This is a genomic window from Streptococcus sp. 11273D007BT (assembly GCF_053547195.1).
Window position 1 is genome coordinate 1,753,817 of the sequence record NZ_JBPWPE010000001.1, and the last position, 17,658, is coordinate 1,771,474.

The following is a 17,658-nucleotide window of genomic DNA, read 5'->3' on the forward strand; positions in this document are numbered from 1 at the left end:
TAAATATCACAAGAGTTTTTATGACCGATTCTTTAGATTAAATGTTTTTAAGCTTTTTCTTTTTTCAATGATCATATCTTTCAAAGTAATTGAAATTACTGCTAGGAGAATCAACAACATTCCAACGAGGTCAATAAGATAAAACTTCTCGTGCATCAAAATAACTGAAAAAAATACCGCAACAATTGGTTCAATAGCTGCTAATAAGCTTCCTTTTACAGCCCCAATCATGCTAACACCTTTTAAAAATAGAGTATAGGCTACAATGGTTCCGATTCCAACAATTCCAAAATATGCTAAAAGATTATCAGGTGTCAAATGAGCATCATAGCGCCAAACTCCTACACCAATTGGGAATACCATTCCGCCAAATAACATCCCCAAGCCAATAACTGGAAGACTTCTCCATCGCTTAATCATCTCTACTGGAATTAAAATATAGGCTGCATAAGTGAAAGCAGAAAAAATTCCCCAAAATAAGCCCTTTGGTGTTAAGGATAAACTAGCAAAAGAGCCGTGTGTTGCAATAATAAAGGTTCCTAAAATAGCCAAAACAATAGATAGGACTTCAATCACACTAGGCATAACCCTAGTTTTTATCGACATGTAAATTAAAATTAAAACAGGTGTCGTGTATTGTAAAACTGTAGCTGTTCCTGCATTGGTATGGTGAATAGCTTGTAAATAAGCATACTGATTTAATACCAGACCAGCTAAACTAAAAATAAAGACCATCAGCAAGGTCTTTTTATCCAAAAACATCTGGATAAGAATCTTGTAATCTCTCAACGCCACAAATCCCGTTAATAAAATCCCTGCAATAAGAAGTCTGATCGAGGTCACCACATTGACATGGACACCTTGCTCCATCAAGTACTGACCACTCACACCTGATAGTCCCCACGAAATTGCCGCCGTTACAGTTAAAAGACTACCTTTTAATTTACTATCCATTATTATTTTCCTTTTCCTATTTTCATTTAAAGAGTTAAAAAGCCACTTCCTATTTTTAGGAAATAGCTTTTTTAGATTAATCCAATAACTTAGCCAGCTCTTCTGCTAATAATTTTTGAGCTACTTGTGGATTGGCTTGACCTTTAGTTGCTTTCATCAAGAAACCTGTAAATGCCTTATCAGCATTGCGTTTACCTGACTTGAAGTCGGCTACCGCTGCTTCATTGTCTGCAAAGACTTGGTGGATAATCGGAATCAAAACTGCTGGATCTGAAATCTGTACCAAACCAGCTTTTTCAACATAATCACGCGCTGACCCTCCATTTTTTGCCAAATGTACAAAGACTTTTTTAGCAATTTTAGAAGAAATCGTACCATCAGCAATCAAGCTAATCATTTCTACTAAGTTTTCAGGAGTCAAAGAAATCGTAGCTAAAGTTTTTCCTTCAGCATTTAAGAACTGAGCCACCTCTCCTTGCAACCAGTTGGAAACTTGTTTAGCATCGCCACCTACTGCCACTGCTGCTTCAAAGAAGTCAGACAGAGCCTTGGTAGAAGTTAATTGACCTGCATCATAGGCTGTCAAGCCCAAGTTTTCCACGTAGTTAGCACGACGTTCTTTTGGAAATTCAGGTAACGTTTCACGAATTTCTTCAATCCAAGCATCATCAATCTCATAAAGAGGAAGATCTGGTTCTGGGAAATAGCGGTAGTCTGATGATCCTTCCTTAACTCGCATGAGAATCGTCTCGCCAGTAGCTTCATCATAACGACGGGTTTCCTGCTGGATTTGACCACCTGATCGTAAAATCTTCGCTTGGCGTTCTACTTCATGTTGGAGCCCTTTTTTCACATAGTTAAAGGAGTTCAAGTTTTTAATTTCTGTCTTAGTTCCAAAAGCTTCTTGACCATAAGGACGAAGAGAAATATTGGCATCCACACGCATGGACCCTTCTTCCATCTTAACATCTGAAATTCCTGTGTACTGAATAATTTCCTTAAGAGCTGTCAAGTAGGCGTAAGCTTCCTCAGGAGAACGCATATCTGCTTCTGATACAATCTCAATCAATGGTACACCCTGACGGTTGAGATCCACATAGGAATAACCATCTGTACCGTGAGTGTTCTTTCCTGCATCCTCTTCTAAATGCGCACGCTCGATACGAATTTTCTTAGTTGAGCCATCTTCTAGTTCTATCTCAATCCAACCATTATAACCAATTGGCTCATCAAACTGAGAAATCTGATAAGCTTTAGGGTTATCAGGGTAAAAATAGTTTTTACGGTCAAAATGCATCTCCTTGTGGATAGCCATATTTAAAGCCAAAGCAGCCTTAATCCCCGCATCAACAACCCCTTTATTAAGAACAGGAAGAACTCCTGGGAAGGACCAGTCAATCACATTAGTGTTGGCATTTGGATCCTCACCAAAATGAGCAGAAGAAGGTGAGAAAATCTTAGAATTGGTGTTTAACTCAACATGGACCTCAAGTCCAATGACAGTTTCAAAGTTCATTTACTTGTCACCTCCAAAAATCACTGGTTGTTGTTTATGGTAATCAGTTGTCGCTTCAAACGCTGATGCCGCTTGATAGATGGTTTCTTCTGAATATTTTGGACCAATCAGTTGTAATCCTACAGGTAAGCCCTCTACAAAACCAGCTGGAATGGAAATTCCTGGAAGACCTGCAAGGTTAACTGGGATTGTTAATAAATCTGCTAAGTACATAGCTACTGGGTCATGATTCAAGGTGTCAAGACCAAAAGCAACTGTCGGAGCTGTCGGACCTAAAATCAAATCATAGTCTGCAAAGACTTTTTCAAAATCTTGAATAATCAAGCTACGGACTTGACCTGCTTTTTTGAAATAAGCATCATAATAACCAGATGACAAACTAAAGGTTCCTAGCATGATACGACGCTTCACTTCCTCACCGAATCCTTGACTACGCGTTTTCACATAAATCTCTTCTAAATTCTTAGCATCGTCTGCGCGGAAACCATAGCGAATCCCATCAAAACGTTGCAAGTTAGAAGAAGCTTCCGATGATGCAATGATGTAATAAACTGCAACACCATATTTAGAATGTGGTAGGCTAACCTCTTCTACTACAGCACCTAGTGACTCAAAATGCTTGGCTGCTTTTAAGATAGTATCCTTAACTGCTGGATCAATTCCTTCACCTATATACTCTTTAGGGAGGGCAATCTTCATCCCTTTGATTTCTTGACCAATCTTACTTGTAAAATCTGCAATCTCATTGACTGTAGAGGTGGAGTCTTTAGCGTCATGACCTGAAATAACATTCAAAAGCTGTGCATTTTCTTTTACTGTTTGTGAAAATGGACCAATCTGGTCAAGTGAGGAACCAAAGGCAATCAAGCCAAAGCGCGAAACGGTTCCATAAGTTGGTTTTAACCCAACAATCCCATTAAAAGCTGCAGGTTGACGAATAGAACCACCTGTATCTGAACCAAGTGATAAGCGAACCTGACCAGATGCAACTGCTGCTGCAGAACCACTTGATGACCCACCTGGAACTTTCGTTTGGTCCCAAGCATTTTTAGTAGCACCATAATAAGAGGTCTCACCTGATCCTCCCATGGCAAACTCGTCCATGTTCGTCTTACCAATCACCACCATATCCTTGGCATAGGCTTGTGCCACTGCTGTTGCATCAAAGATTGGTTCGTAGTTGTATAACATTTTTGAAGCAGCTGTTGTTAAAATCCCTTTAGTTGAAATATTATCTTTAACTGCTAAAGGAATACCTGACAGAAGATTGTCAGCATCAATTCCTTTTTCATCAACACGCGCTGCTTGAGCAAGCGCTGCTTCTTCAGCAATTGTAATAAAACTTCCAACAGCATCTTCACGGCTTTTAACATCTTCAAGTGTTGCCTTGGTTAACTCAAGGGCTGAGATTTCTTTTTTCACCAGAAGATCATGTAATTCTTCAATAGTCTTATGATTAAACGTCATTAAGCATCTCCTCCCCCATCCAAAATGGCTGGAACTTTAATAAAGTTATCTTGTGATTCTGGGACATTTTTAAAGAGCTCTGAGCGGTCATCCCCTTTTTGAGCCACATCTTCACGCAAGACATTTTTTCGATCTGCCATGGTTGTTGTAACCGCGACACCTGTTGTATCCACTTCGTTTAAGAGCTCAACTATATCAACAATTTTACTTAGAGTTGTCGCAAACTCTGCGGTTTCTTCGTCACTAAAAGACAGTTTTGACAACTGAGCAACGTGACGAACTTCTGCTTCAGAAATTTTCATTTTGAGCTTATCCTCCAATTAGTCTATCGTTTTTTATTATACCACATTTTAAAGTATTCACCTATCTTCTTTTCTTGCTAAACTCACAGCAAATGTAAAAAGAGCTGGGGTAAACCAACTCTTTATTTGATGATTCTAGCACCTAGAACCTGTTGAAAATGCGCCAAAGCCCAATCGTGATTTTCTTTTGTCAGACTGGCAACAGCTTTTTCTGGAATTTCAATCTGATAACCTAAATTATAAGCATCAATGGCTGTGTGTAAAACACAAATATCTGTCAACACCCCTGTTAACACAAGGGTATCAACACGACGCTCACGTAAACGAATATCCAAATCAGTCCCTGAAAATGCTGAATAATGGCGCTTATCTATCCAAAAAACACGGCTATCTGAGTGATGTTCTTGATAAAAATCCGACAATTTCCCATAAAGGGTACGGCCGTTAGTTCCTATAATATTATGTGGAGGGAAAAGATTGGTTTCTGGATGAAATTTATCCCCCTCATCATGACCGTCAATCGCAAAAAAGATATAATCTCCTGCCTCGTAAGCTGCCCGAGTGACTTGATAAATAGCCTCTGAAATCGCTTGAGCAGGCTCTCCTGCTGTTAATTTACCGTCATCAGCCACAAAATCATAGGTGTAATCAATTGAAATTAAAGCTTTTACCATAGCCTATTCGTAATCCTTAATCTTATCAAAAATGCCTTCGTTAATAACTTTTAGATAGGTCCCCTTCATTCCTAAAGAGCGACTCTCAATGATCCCTGCACTCTCTAGCTTACGAAGAGCATTAACAATAACAGAACGAGTAATACCAATACGATCTGCAATAACAGATGCCGTCAAGCGCCCTTCTGTTCCGTTTAATTCACCCAAAATCGCTGCAACAGCTTTCATTTCTGAATAAGAAAGGGTGTTAATCGCCATATTAACAGCGGTTTGCTTACGAATGGTTTCTTCTAAATTCTCAGTTTGAAGATTAAGCAGTTGTAAACCAACTACTGTTGAGGCAATCTCAACCAGGATAAGATCATCATCGTTAAACTCTTTATCATTACGCCAAATAATCAGTGTCCCTAGACGCATCCCTCCACCATAAATAGGGGCAATAGTCGTCAAGCCATCAGGATAGATATCCTTAGACTCCACAGGGAAAATTGTTAAATTGCTGTCAATAGGAAGGTTCGCCTCAGTATCATAGACACGACTCACCGATTTAACATAAGTTTCAGGAAATTTTTTAGCTTCAAAAAATTCTTCGACACGATCGGTATTGGTCTTGTACTTCATTGCGTAACCAAGTAAAACACCGCCACCATTGATAATACAAGCGTTACAATCAATAATATTAGCAAGTTGATCAGCCATAATATTGTATGGTAACTCTCCTTGCAGACTATCGACTGAGCGTTGTAAAATCGATGTTATTTTTCTTGTTTTTGATAATAAATTTGCCATTTTTTACTCTTTCTTTGATCATTCCCCCCAATTATAACAAAGCTCTTCTTAAATTGCAAACAATTATCAGAAAATTCCCTACATTATTTTAATTTAATAATTTCTGTTTTTTAACGACGGTATTGACGGAGGAAACGCTCCATTTTTTCCTGTATTTCTGCCAATTCTTCCACTCGCGGCAGATAAACAATACGGAAATGATCTGGATCCTTCCAGTTGAAACCTCGTCCATGAACTAACATGACTTTTTCTTGCTTCAAGAAATTCAGGACAAACTGTTCATCATCCGTGATATTATACATGGTCGTGTCAATTTTAGGGAAGATATATAAGCCTGCCTTAGGCTTAACAGCTGATAAACCAGGGATATCTTGGATGGCTTTAGTGATAAACTCACGTTGCTCGTAAAGACGCCCTCCAGGTATTAACAACTCATCTACTGACTGATAGCCACCAAGAGAAGTCTGAACCACCTGTTGCGCCAAGACATTTGAACAAAGACGCATATTTGATAGCATGTTTAGACCTTCAATATAGCCTTTGACATGTTCTTTAGGACCAGATAAAACCATCCACCCTACACGGAAGCCACAAATACGGTGTGATTTTGATAGCCCGTTCATCGTGACCACAAATAAATCTGGTGCTAGACTCGCGATAGGAATATGTGTTGCCCCATCAAAGACCATGCGGTCATAAATCTCATCTGAATAAATAATCAAGTCATGTTGACGAGCTATCTCAATAATCTGCTCTAAAATATCTTTTGGATAAAGGGCACCTGTTGGATTATTAGGATTGATGAGAACAATAGCCTTAGTATTTGATGTGATCTTAGACTTAATGTCATCTATATCAGGGTTCCACTCTGCCTGCTCATCACAGATATAATGCACCGCATGACCACCAGCAAGACTGACCGCTGCCGTCCAAAGAGGATAGTCTGGCATAGGAACCAAAACCTCATCTCCATTATCTAATAAAGCCTGCATGCTCATCGTAATCAGCTCACTGACACCATTTCCGATGTAAATATCTTCAACGTCAACATCTGGAATATTTTTTAGCTGACAATATTGCATAATGGCTTTTCGAGCACTAAAAATCCCTTTACTATCTGAATAGCCTTCACTGTCACGCGCATTCATAATAAGGTCTCGAATCACTTCATCAGGAGCTGTGAAACCAAATTCTGCTGGGTTACCAGTGTTTAGACGCAGAATCTTCTCTCCATTAGCTCGCATACGCATGGCTTCATCTAATACTGGTCCACGAATATCATAAGCAACATGCTCTAATTTCGATGATTTATCAAAATATTTCATAATCATACCTCAATTTTTCTACTAGTTAAAATTATAAACTAAATTTATAAAAAGGTGAACTAAATATATTTTTTCAACTAAGAAGACTTAAAAAGCGCATCACATATGAATCATTCTCCTCTAGAGACTTCTTAGCTTCCTTAACTAAATTAGGATAATCCGTAATCATACCATTGACTGAGCTGTTTAGATATTTTTCGATTTGGTCCTCATCATTTACTGTCCAAACATAGAGCGATTTTTTTAGATACTTAGCTTCTAAAGCCAGACGTTCGCGATATGAAAAATCTTCAATAACCCAAAAATCAACCTTATTTTTATCAAAATTTCCAATCTGTAAAGGAATGACATAACCTGTCTGTATCTCTGGTGCCAATTGTTCTATTTTTTCCATTACCGATAAATCTAGCGACATGGCTTGGTAATCTTTTTCAACACCCAACTCTTTCATCTTATCTACAAATAACTGGGCGTAGTTATCTGGCTCTGACCCATGTGGTTTCAACTCAACTAACAATTTGACACCTAGCTCTTTTGCCCTTGCGACATAATCTTCAAAAGAAGAAATTGTACTCTGATGACCATCTTGATGAATCGCAAGTCCTATAACCTCACTTGCTTTGAGATCACTAACATTTTTATCAACCCCAGCGAGACGACTGAGATTATTGTCATGAATAACCACAAAGTGATGATCCTTGGTTAATAGAATATCCATCTCAACATAGTCCACACCTTGTTTAGCAGCTCCTTCAAGTGCTTCAATCGAATTTTCCACACCCTTTGACACGTATCCTCTATGTGCAATTGTTTTAATATTTTTATTAAAAGCTGCGCCACTAAAACGCTCCCAATTCCAAGCCATCGTGACTAGTCCCATAGCAGTGACCAAGATCATTAAAGCTAAGAGTCTTTTTTTCTTTCTAACTTTTGGGACAGAAAGAAGATAAGGACTTTTATCTTCATTGATACTGGATAAAAGATAAGAAATAGAAGATAACTTAGATAACAATGAGGCTGAATACAGCACTCCCCATGAAAAGCTTAAAAAGATTGTTTGTAATATCAGATGTTTTTCACTACTATCAATATAATTTAAGCCCATTATAATCAGCAAAGCAATGCTAAATAAGGTCACTAAAATGACCGATTCAATGACAGCTAGCTGCCATAAAATCGTGAACGTTTTCTTTTTAGTGAGTTGCCAACTTTCTTTCATGTTAGACAAAAACGGAGCTTCTTTTATCACTGTTAAAGGAAGGGTATAAATAAAGCGAATGTTCAAATAAAAAACCAAAATCCCCATTACCATCATGATATACCGAGTAGGACTACTTTTCATGAGCTCATCGGTAATAAATTTGGGAATGTAAAGCTTTTCAACTAAAGAAGATGCCATCACATATTGCACCACGGGGACAGTTAAGATCAAGTAACCGATAAAGGCAAATAAATGAAAACCAGAGATGGATCTTAAAAATGGCTTAATTTTAAACAAAGATCGCTTAATCGTTACCCTTATTGGACTATCTTTTTGACGAATAATCTCTACTAAAATAGAAAATTCCATATAAACCAAAAGAGCAACCGCAAAGAAATAAAGGATAAATCCCAGTAACGTTAAAGGATTCAAAAAGAAATCAGCTAGATTATCCTTATTGAGTTGGACTTGATTTCCTAAAAATAAAATCAACGAAAAGAGCTCTGATAAGATATAAATCCCTATAGTAGTTAAAAATAGCTGTAGTAGCAAGGCTTTTAAGATATAGGTATATTTATGTTGATAAAGATCTCTTAAAACTTTCCTAATCATTTTTTCTCCCTTCATTTTTCTTTATTCTAACAGAAAATTTCTCACTGGCATCAAAAAATTTTCATCTTCTTTGTAAAAACGCTTTCATTTTTTTAAAAAAAGGAGTACAATAAAATCATAAAAGATAAGGAGGTCAAACTTATGTCACATCAATATGAACGTATCCTAGTTGCTATTGACGGTTCTTACGAATCTGAGCTTGCTTTTGAAAAAGCGGTTAATGTCGCTCTCAGAAATGGTGCTGAGCTTCTTTTGACTCATGTTATCGATACTCGTGCCCTCCAGAGTGTTGCCACTTTTGATGCTTATGTTTATGAAAAACTTGAACAGGAGGCTAAGGAGGTTTTGAACGATTATGAGCAACAAGCTAATAAAAAAGGACTATTAAAGGTTAAAAAGGTTATTGAATTTGGCAACCCAAAACCACTGTTAGCTACTGAAATTCCTGATCGTGAAGGGGTGGATCTTATCATGGTCGGAGCAACTGGGCTAAATACTTTTGAACGCCTGCTCATCGGCTCTTCATCAGAATACATTCTTCGTCATGCAAAAGTTGATCTGCTTATCGTCCGTGATCCTGAAAAAACTTTCTAAACATTAAAACTTGAGATTACTATCTTAAGTTTCTAATCTAAAAAAGTGAAACCGATTAAATCATCGATTTCACTTTTTATTTTTTATCCCAAATAGGTTGGTGAACAAGTTGTCTTATCGTTTATTATTACTGCATCTCCCCAAAACTATTTAGGGATACAAAAATCATTCCAAAACTTAGCTGAACGATCAGCTAACAACTGGTTTTTTCCTTCTATTCTATGGAACTTAGCTTTAATTAGTGATACGTTTTTCTGTCTCTAGGTCAAAGAAGTGGCCTTTAGCAACATTAAACGTCAAATCAACACTCTCTCCTGGTTCATGGAAGTCACGGGCATCAACACGTGATGCAAATTCTGTTTGACCAATTTTCACATACAGCATGGTCTCGCTACCTAAAAGCTCTGAAACCACAACTTCTGCTTGAACATTAGCACTTGGGAAGGTTTCTTTAACGATTTCTTTACTTGAAATATCTTCTGGACGAATCCCAAAAATCACTTTTTTCCCAAGGTAACCTTTTGCTTCTAAGACTTTTTCCTGTCCAGCTGGAAGAGCAATTCTAAAGCCATCATCACTACGAATCTCACCCTTATCAACCGTTACCTCAAAGAAATTCATAGCTGGGCTTCCAATAAAGCCTGCGACAAACTTATTAGCTGGTTCATTGTAAAGTTCTTGCGGTGTTCCAATTTGCTCAATACGACCGATAGAACCCGATTTATCTGGGTTTTTAGTGGCACTCATGATGACAATGCGATCTGCCAAAGTCATTGCTTCTGTTTGGTCATGTGTCACGTAGATGGTTGTCGCTCCAATACGACGGTGAATCTTAGCGATCTCTGCACGCATAGAGACACGCAATTTGGCATCCAAGTTAGACAATGGCTCATCCATCAAGAAAACTTTCGCATCACGAACAATGGCACGCCCCATAGCAACACGTTGACGTTGTCCACCAGATAGATCTGCTGGCTTACGTTGTAAAAATTCTGTCAAACCAAGAATTTCAGCCGCTTCTTTAACACGCTTATCAATTTCATCTTTGGAGTACTTACGTAGTTTTAGGCCAAATGCCATATTTTCATAAACACTCATGTGTGGATAGAGGGCATAGTTTTGGAAGACCATAGCGATATCACGATCTTTCGGCGCTTGGTCATTCATGAGTTTACCATCAATATAAAACTCACCTTCGGTAATGTCCTCAAGTCCTGCAATCATACGAAGAGTCGTTGATTTACCACAACCAGATGGGCCAACAAAAACAATAAACTCTTTGTCTTTAATATCAAGATTGAAATCTTCAACAGAGTAATACGTTGCATTTGGATACTTTTTGTAAACTTTATTAAGATTGAGGGTTGTCATAGGTTTTCTCCCTTATTTTAATTTGATTTTATTTTACCGCAAACGCTTGCATAAGTCAAGAAAAATTTTGCGCAGGAAATTTCCTACGCAAAATAGATTAACGACTAGCTTTTCGGATTAAGGATTTTTGAATTTGGCGATTCAACTCTCGCTTAAGAGCTGGTTCAGGGGCAAAGCGTTCTTCCCAATCATCCGGTTTTAAAATTTTATGTGTCACAGGATCAAAATGAGCTTGACCATCTGGGAAAATTTTTCCCATATTAGCTTCATGGACAGTATCAAAAAGTGGCTTAGGATCAACTCCCATTAAAACAAAAGAACCATAAGTCAAGTAAAGTAGATCTACTAGGGCATCCACTTCTCCAACAAGAGGACTTTCTGGATGAGGTTTGTTTTGCACCTTTTTGACTGCCTTATCAATTGCAAGATGAAGATTTGCGATAGCTTGAGTAAACTCCTCTTGGTCAGCATTTGATGCCGCATATAAAAACTCGATAATTTCCTCAACTTTAAAATCTGCCCGATGCCCTGCTTCTATAAGACCATAGGTCCTTGGTGTCTCACAGGTCTCACCATCCATCAGCTGATGAAAATCTTTTACCTTATTAAAATTATCATCGCTACTGGTAAATGTGCGGTCTGTTTCAATATGAATCAAACCATAATGTGACAAAGCTTTAGCAATGCCATCATGATTATTGCTACTCGTGCGATAAGTGGCGACAGTTGCTAACTCCTCCGTCGCATTTCCCATTGCAACGCCAACACCAACACCCATCAACATCTCTTTGTCATTATCTGAATCCCCAAAAGCCATAACCTCATCTAAGTCAAAACCAAAAATTCGACCAACTCGCTCAATGCCAACCAATTTAGATTGCCCTTTAGCAATTAAATCAGCAGAGTAAGGACTACTGCGTGTTATCTTTAGTTGTGGAAATTTCTCTTGGATTTTATCTGTTTCTCCTGCTGTTGCCACAAGAACGATTTGAAAAATAGGCTCACGCATAATCGTAAGAAGATTGGCACGATTCTGAGGAATAAAGCGACGAATCAAATGCTTAAAAGAGCGCTCAACTGTTTTTGTCAATCGCTTCGGAACAATACGACTAACAATTTGACCAAAACGACTCGTGCCCATATTGATGATATTAGATCCAACAAGACCAGATGCCGTTCCAAGAGAAATTTCTCGACGCTTGTCTCCTGCATACTTGATCACTTTATAGATAGTTGATTTAGGAAGCTGATTTTGATAAAGAATCTGATCGCGTGTAAAAATAAATTGACCATTATAACTAACTGCAAAATCTAACTCTAAATTTTCCATAAAGCGATTGATAAAACTAGGACCACGACCAGTCGCCACACCGACCAAAATGCCTTGTTTTTTCATTGATTTTATCGCTTCTTGTGTCGATTTGGAAACAGTCTTCATATCAGTCAAGAGCGTGCCATCAATATCAAAAAAAACTGCTTTAATTGCCAAATTATAGTCCTTCTTCTTCCTCTTCTTTATGTTAAAATATAGTATAACACATTTTGAGAGAGAAATAGAATGACAATGAAAAAAATCCTTGTCCTCCATACAGGAGGCACCATCTCCATGCATGCTGATCAAGAAGGAAACGTTGTTCCTGATACAGTAAATCCGATGACCCAAGTTGGACTAGATCTAAAACAAGTTAGCCTTGATGTTTTAGACTTTCTAAATGTCCCCAGTCCTCATATCACTATGACACATATGATGGCACTTTATCAAAAAATCAAGGGAACAGCTGGACAATATGATGGCGTCGTCATTACCCATGGAACAGATACCCTAGAAGAAACGGCGTATTTTTTAGATACAATGGCACTTCCTGATATGCCTGTTGTTTTGACAGGAGCCATGCGTAGCTCCAATGAACTAGGTAGTGATGGCATCTATAACTACCTTTCTGCTTTACGAGTTGCCAGCCATGAAAAAAGTAAAGATAAAGGGGTCTTGGTCGTCATGAATGACGAGATCCATGCCGCCAAATATGTGACCAAAACCCATACAACTAACGTCTCCACTTTCCAAACTCCGACACATGGTCCCTTAGGCATCATCATGAAAAATGATATCCTTTACTTTAAAACGGCAGAACCCCGTGTACGTTTTGAACTTGAGACTATCTCTGGTACCATTCCTATTATCAAAGCTTACGCTGGTATGGGAGATGGCATTATCAGCTTACTATCTCCTGACAGTGTGGATGGCATTGTGATCGAAGCACTGGGGGCTGGAAATATCCCTCCTCAAGCAGCACTTGCCTTAGAACAATTAATGGCTAATAATATCCCTGTTGTGCTAGTATCACGTTGCTTTAATGGTATTGCTGAGCCTGTCTATGCTTATGATGGTGGGGGAGTACAACTCGCTAAAAAAGGTGTCATGTTTGTAAAAGAACTAAACGCTCAAAAGGCTCGCATCAAATTACTCATCGCTCTAAATGCTGGTCTCAAAGGTCAGGAGTTAAAAGAATACATTGAAGGATAATATAAAAACGTTTGTGTAAGCACAAACGTTTTTATATTAAGGCAGACGATTACCTGCACTGCGATAAATACGATACCAGTCTTCCCTACTTAATTCAATTTGTTTTGCAGCAACGATTTTCTCTAAACGAACTGGGTTCATTGATCCTACAATAGCTTGAATTTTTGCTGGATGACGTAAAATCCAAGCAATAATAATCGCTTCATGCGAAACACCATATTGACCTGCAAGCTCCTCAATGGTTCGTGTCAAATCTTGATAATCAGGATGCCCCATAAAAATTCCTCTGCCTAAATCAATTTGAAAAGGAGACCAAGCTTGTGGGGTTATTTTTTTCAACTGGCAATAGTCTAAAATCCCATTATCTCTATCATAAGCGGGACGATCAACCATATTAACATTTAATCCAGCGTCAATCATAGGGGTATGTGCTGGAGAAAATTGCACTTGATTGACCGCCAAAGGCTGTTCTAGATAAGCTTCTAACAGTTCCATTTGATAACGGTTTTGGTTGCTAACACCAAAATAACGGACTTTTCCTGATTTTCTCAACTCATAGAAGGCATCTGCTACTTCTTCTACATCCATCAAAGCATCAGGACGATGTAGGGCTAGAATATCCAAATTATCTGTCCCTAAGCGTTTTAAAATACCTTCTACCGATGCTAGTATATGTTTCTTTGAAAAGTCAAAATAGCCCTCTCGAATACCGCATTTCGATTGAATAACCATATCTTCTCGCTTGATTCCAAGGCGCTTCACACTATCTCCAAAGACCTGTTCTGATTGCCCCTTACCATAAATATCCGCATGATCAAAAAAATCAATTCCAAGATCTAAACACCTAGTAATCACATCATCTACATTTTTTGCTTCTAAACTCGCCATACGCATACAACCTAGCGCAATTTTAGAAGCATTGATATCTGTTTGTCCAATTTTTTGTGACATAACCTCTTGTAATCCCTTTCAATTTATTTGAAATGAAAAGTTGGGAAATCCCAACCTTTTTTATGATTCTGCGTAAAATTCTTGACCGTATCCTTCAACCTCAGCATTGATCTGCCAGTTGATGCCAAACTTATCTGTCAGATTACCATAAGCTGGTGACCACGGTACTGCTTGTAATTCCATAGCAATAGCTTTGGCATCTTTTGAGAGTTTTGTAAATAAGTCTTGTGCTGTTTCTGCATCATCTGTAATCAAGGCTACTGTGATGTTATCTCCTGCAGTATATGGCATCTCTGGATTATTATCAGATAACATAAAGCGCTGACCATTTAAACGAAACTGAGCATTCATGACAAAATTTTCTAATTCTTTTGGACAATCAGGCAAAAAGTCCTTGTATAGATTGACTTGCTCAACTGTTGCACCTAGTGCTTCTTTATAAAATTCGATAGCTTCAAGACCATTTCCATCCGTTACCAAATAAACTTCCATTGCTTTTAACATCGTCGTGTCCTCTTTTATTTCATTTGCATAAAGCAACTTATTATAGCATAAATATTTTTTAAAAAGCAAATGGTTAGTCTGAGAGAAAGACTTAAACGGAGCCAGTTTTCACTAGCTCCTTCTTTGTATCCATAAAATCTTAATGACAAACACCGTAGTGAGGGAAATCTTTTTTCATTTGAAATTCTTTATTCTGATAAGCAACTTTGAGTTTTACAGTCATATGCGTCACCTCTTTCATTTGAATAGACTCATTGTAGCGGTAAACTCTTAAATAAATCTTTAACAAGACAAAAGCATCTTAGATCAAACTTTTCTTTTCTCAAATCGAAACATCTCATCCAAACCTTTACCATCATCACTTCGGTGTCTATCGGGATGATAAGGATGAAAGAACTCAACAATCTGAAAACCACAACGATTGACATAAAAGTGAATATTTCGTTTATCAAAATAAGGTGTCATGGTTTGCCAGATTTTTACCTTAGGATAAGCTTTTTCAAGTAAAGCCCAAGCAGTATAACCTATGCCTTTTCCTTGCATGTTTGGAGAAATAAATAACAACTCCAAATCCCCCTTATCCCCATTAATGGACACCACTGCTCCGCCAACTCTTTCACCATCTAGACAAATCCGATAAGCTTTCCCTTTAGCAAGTGATTCCTCAATGTCTTGTCTAGAAATGACCGGTTCTTCTTCAAGAGGGCTATCTAAAACGCCAAAGGTAGCTATTTGAAAAGCTTCTTGATTGTCTAGAATAAACTGCTCCTTATCTTTTTTCTCTAAACTCTCTAGTGTTATTTAACTATTTAACATATCATCACCTTTTTTGCTATCACTGTAAGGAGCCACTTAATCAAACTGCCCCTTTTCTTTTAAATTTTGAGCAATAATTTTCCACTCAGCTTGATTTTTCCAATTAGGCTGGCTAGTAATCTGACTGGCAACTTTTCTAGCTTCTTCGAGAATAGGGTAATCTTCTACCAAGTCAGCTACTTGAAATTCTGGGATGCCTGATTGGCGTGTTCCAAAAATTTCTCCTGACCCCCGCATTTTGAGATCCTCTTCAGCAAGAACAAAGCCATTAGTGGTCTCACACATTATTTTCATCCGTTGCTTTCCTGTCTCTGTTTTAGGATTAGCCACCAAAACTGCATAAGATTGTTTATCACCACGTCCTACTCGACCACGCAATTGATGCAGCTGACTCAGCCCAAAGCGATCAGCATCCATAATCACCATGATCGTAGCATTGGGAACATTTACCCCAACCTCAATAACAGTGGTAGAAACCAAAATATCAATACGATGAGCCTTGTATTCTTGCATAATGTGGTCTTTTTCTTCATTTTTCATACGACCATGCATCAAGGCCACACGCGCTTGATCTGAGAAATGATGCTTTAATTCTTCCTCCAAAGCTACCGCATTTTTTAAATCTAAACTTTCAGATTCTTCAATCAAAGGTGAAATAAAATAAACCTGGGCACCTTTTTTCAATTCACTCCCAATCCAGCTTAAAACTGACTCCATTTGCTCATGTTTAACCCAACGCGTCACAATCGGCTTTCTTCCAGCTGGCAGTTCATCAATAAGGGAAACATCCATCTCCCCAAAAGCAGTGATCGCAAGTGTTCGAGGAATAGGCGTTGCAGTCATCATCAGAACATCTGGATTTTCCCCTTTTTCACGAAAAAGGCGACGTTGCCCCACACCGAATCGGTGCTGCTCATCTGTAATCACCAAGCCCAAACGATGGTAAACCACTCCATCTTGAATTAAAGCATGGGTCCCCACAACCATATCCACTTGTCCATCAGCAATCGCTGCTAAGACTGTTCGCTTAGGACCCGCCTTCATCCCTGATGTTAAGATCGCAATAGAAAGGTCTGGAAACAACTTGGTCAAACTTTCATAATGCTGCTCTGCCAAAATCTCTGTGGGAACCATCATAGCAGACTGCAAGTCAGCAGTATAAGCCGCATACATAGCAAGACTAGCAATAACTGTCTTACCACTACCGACATCCCCTTGCAAAAGACGATTCATATGACGACCAGATGCCATATCTGCAACAATCTCATCTAAACTCCGTCTTTGAGCCTTGGTTAGAGGAAATGGCAAGTCTGCAATTTGTTTTTCTAGCGCAAGGGGGTCATAATCAATTTTTAGACCACTCGTTTCTGATTTATTTTCCGATTTTAAGGATTGTAAATTCATTTGAAAATAAAATAACTCTTCAAATTTAGTACGCCTCAAGGCTTGTTTATATTCTGGTAAATCCTTTGGAAAATGCATGGCTCGACAAGCCAGTTGCCTTGTGTACAGGCGGTACTTGTCTATTAAAGTCTGTGGTAAATTTTCATCTAGTAAATGATCATACCCCATCTCAAAGGCCGCTTTGATAGCCTTAGTCAAACTCGCTTGAGAGATACCTTGTGCGACATGATAAACAGGTTGCATTTCATCTTCTACCTGAGCTAAAATTTTCATGCCTGTCACAGCCCCTTTAGCTTGATCCCATTTTCCAAACACCGCAATTTCTTGTCCAACAACCACCTTATCTTGCCAATAAGGTTGATTAAAAAAAGAAACAGCAATGACCGCCTCTCCCTGTCGTACTTTAAATGACAAACGGTTACGCTTAAACCCATAATATTTAACATTAGCCGGTGTCACTACAGTTCCTGTAATGACAGCTTTCTCACCATCTAATAACTCAAACACCGATCGCGCTTTAAAATCTTCATACCGAAAAGGATAATAAAGTAATAAATCTTTGATCGTAAAAATAGATAATTTTTGAAATTTTTCTGCTGACTTAGGGCCTATCCCTGGCAAGACAGCTAAAGAATCTGTTAATAACATACTTCT

17 protein-coding genes are annotated in these 17,658 nt (G+C 38.3%); 2 read left to right on the plus strand and 15 right to left on the minus strand.

Annotation, left to right across the window (positions count from 1 at the left end; translation table 11 throughout):
• Positions 1–18 precede the first annotated feature (18 nt).
• From ACEE75_RS08870 to ACEE75_RS08905, 8 genes are all read right to left on the minus strand, one after another.
• On the minus strand, positions 19–954 hold the full coding sequence (locus ACEE75_RS08870; RefSeq protein WP_449173628.1) for a DMT family transporter: 936 nt from the start codon (positions 952–954) through the stop codon (positions 19–21).
• A gap of 76 nt (positions 955–1,030) precedes the next feature.
• Positions 1,031–2,470 (minus strand): Asp-tRNA(Asn)/Glu-tRNA(Gln) amidotransferase subunit GatB, encoded by a 1,440-nt coding sequence (gatB, locus tag ACEE75_RS08875; protein WP_447574522.1) that lies wholly within the window; start codon positions 2,468–2,470, stop codon positions 1,031–1,033.
• Positions 2,471–3,937: an Asp-tRNA(Asn)/Glu-tRNA(Gln) amidotransferase subunit GatA gene (gene gatA, locus ACEE75_RS08880; protein WP_447574521.1), complete on the minus strand. Its 1,467-nt coding sequence runs from the start codon at positions 3,935–3,937 to the stop codon at positions 2,471–2,473. It abuts the gene before it with no gap.
• The gene (gatC, locus tag ACEE75_RS08885) at positions 3,937–4,239 is read right to left on the minus strand and encodes an Asp-tRNA(Asn)/Glu-tRNA(Gln) amidotransferase subunit GatC (RefSeq protein WP_447574520.1); all 303 of its coding nucleotides are present in this window, start codon (positions 4,237–4,239) and stop codon (positions 3,937–3,939) included. The genes gatA and gatC overlap by 1 nt, the downstream gene beginning before the upstream one ends.
• A gap of 122 nt (positions 4,240–4,361) precedes the next feature.
• Complete coding sequence (locus ACEE75_RS08890; protein WP_447574519.1) at positions 4,362–4,913, minus strand: cysteine hydrolase family protein; 552 nt, start codon at positions 4,911–4,913, stop codon at positions 4,362–4,364.
• A 3-nt stretch (positions 4,914–4,916) separates the two neighbouring features.
• Positions 4,917–5,702, minus strand: coding sequence for a GTP-sensing pleiotropic transcriptional regulator CodY (gene codY / locus ACEE75_RS08895; protein ID WP_427894337.1), 786 nt, complete (start codon positions 5,700–5,702; stop codon positions 4,917–4,919).
• Between the two features lie 110 nt (positions 5,703–5,812).
• Positions 5,813–7,027 (minus strand): pyridoxal phosphate-dependent aminotransferase, encoded by a 1,215-nt coding sequence (locus ACEE75_RS08900; RefSeq protein ID WP_354369333.1) that lies wholly within the window; start codon positions 7,025–7,027, stop codon positions 5,813–5,815.
• A gap of 73 nt (positions 7,028–7,100) precedes the next feature.
• Positions 7,101–8,840 carry a glycerophosphoryl diester phosphodiesterase membrane domain-containing protein gene (locus ACEE75_RS08905; RefSeq protein ID WP_449173629.1) on the minus strand — a complete coding sequence of 580 codons (1,740 nt, stop codon included), beginning with the start codon at positions 8,838–8,840 and terminating at the stop codon, positions 7,101–7,103.
• Positions 8,841–8,981: 141 nt separating this feature from the next.
• Between ACEE75_RS08905 and ACEE75_RS08910 the strand changes: the two genes are divergently transcribed.
• Positions 8,982–9,434 (plus strand): universal stress protein, encoded by a 453-nt coding sequence (locus ACEE75_RS08910; RefSeq protein WP_354369337.1) that lies wholly within the window; start codon positions 8,982–8,984, stop codon positions 9,432–9,434.
• Between the two features lie 234 nt (positions 9,435–9,668).
• On the opposite strand, the gene ACEE75_RS08915 is transcribed toward ACEE75_RS08910, so the two are convergent.
• Positions 9,669–10,805: an ABC transporter ATP-binding protein gene (locus tag ACEE75_RS08915; protein ID WP_354369339.1), complete on the minus strand. Its 1,137-nt coding sequence runs from the start codon at positions 10,803–10,805 to the stop codon at positions 9,669–9,671.
• 97 nt (positions 10,806–10,902) lie between these two features.
• Positions 10,903–12,294 (minus strand): Cof-type HAD-IIB family hydrolase, encoded by a 1,392-nt coding sequence (locus ACEE75_RS08920; RefSeq protein ID WP_447575222.1) that lies wholly within the window; start codon positions 12,292–12,294, stop codon positions 10,903–10,905.
• 75 nt (positions 12,295–12,369) lie between these two features.
• On the opposite strand from ACEE75_RS08920, the gene ACEE75_RS08925 reads away from it, so the two are divergent.
• Complete coding sequence (locus tag ACEE75_RS08925; RefSeq protein WP_447575225.1) at positions 12,370–13,329, plus strand: asparaginase; 960 nt, start codon at positions 12,370–12,372, stop codon at positions 13,327–13,329.
• Between the two features lie 36 nt (positions 13,330–13,365).
• Here ACEE75_RS08925 and ACEE75_RS08930 read toward each other — a convergent pair whose 3' ends face one another.
• From ACEE75_RS08930 to recG, 5 genes are all read right to left on the minus strand, one after another.
• The gene (locus ACEE75_RS08930) at positions 13,366–14,280 is read right to left on the minus strand and encodes an aldo/keto reductase (RefSeq protein WP_447575221.1); all 915 of its coding nucleotides are present in this window, start codon (positions 14,278–14,280) and stop codon (positions 13,366–13,368) included.
• Between the two features lie 60 nt (positions 14,281–14,340).
• Positions 14,341–14,784: a VOC family protein gene (locus tag ACEE75_RS08935; RefSeq protein ID WP_354369345.1), complete on the minus strand. Its 444-nt coding sequence runs from the start codon at positions 14,782–14,784 to the stop codon at positions 14,341–14,343.
• A 139-nt stretch (positions 14,785–14,923) separates the two neighbouring features.
• Positions 14,924–15,073 (minus strand): hypothetical protein, encoded by a 150-nt coding sequence (locus tag ACEE75_RS08940; protein ID WP_447575220.1) that lies wholly within the window; start codon positions 15,071–15,073, stop codon positions 14,924–14,926.
• Between the two features lie 17 nt (positions 15,074–15,090).
• Positions 15,091–15,585: a GNAT family N-acetyltransferase gene (locus ACEE75_RS08945; protein WP_449173640.1), complete on the minus strand. Its 495-nt coding sequence runs from the start codon at positions 15,583–15,585 to the stop codon at positions 15,091–15,093.
• Positions 15,586–15,636: 51 nt separating this feature from the next.
• Positions 15,637–17,652, minus strand: a complete 2,016-nt coding sequence (recG, locus tag ACEE75_RS08950) for an ATP-dependent DNA helicase RecG (protein WP_447575219.1) — start codon at positions 17,650–17,652, stop codon at positions 15,637–15,639.
• Positions 17,653–17,658: the final 6 nt, after the last annotated feature.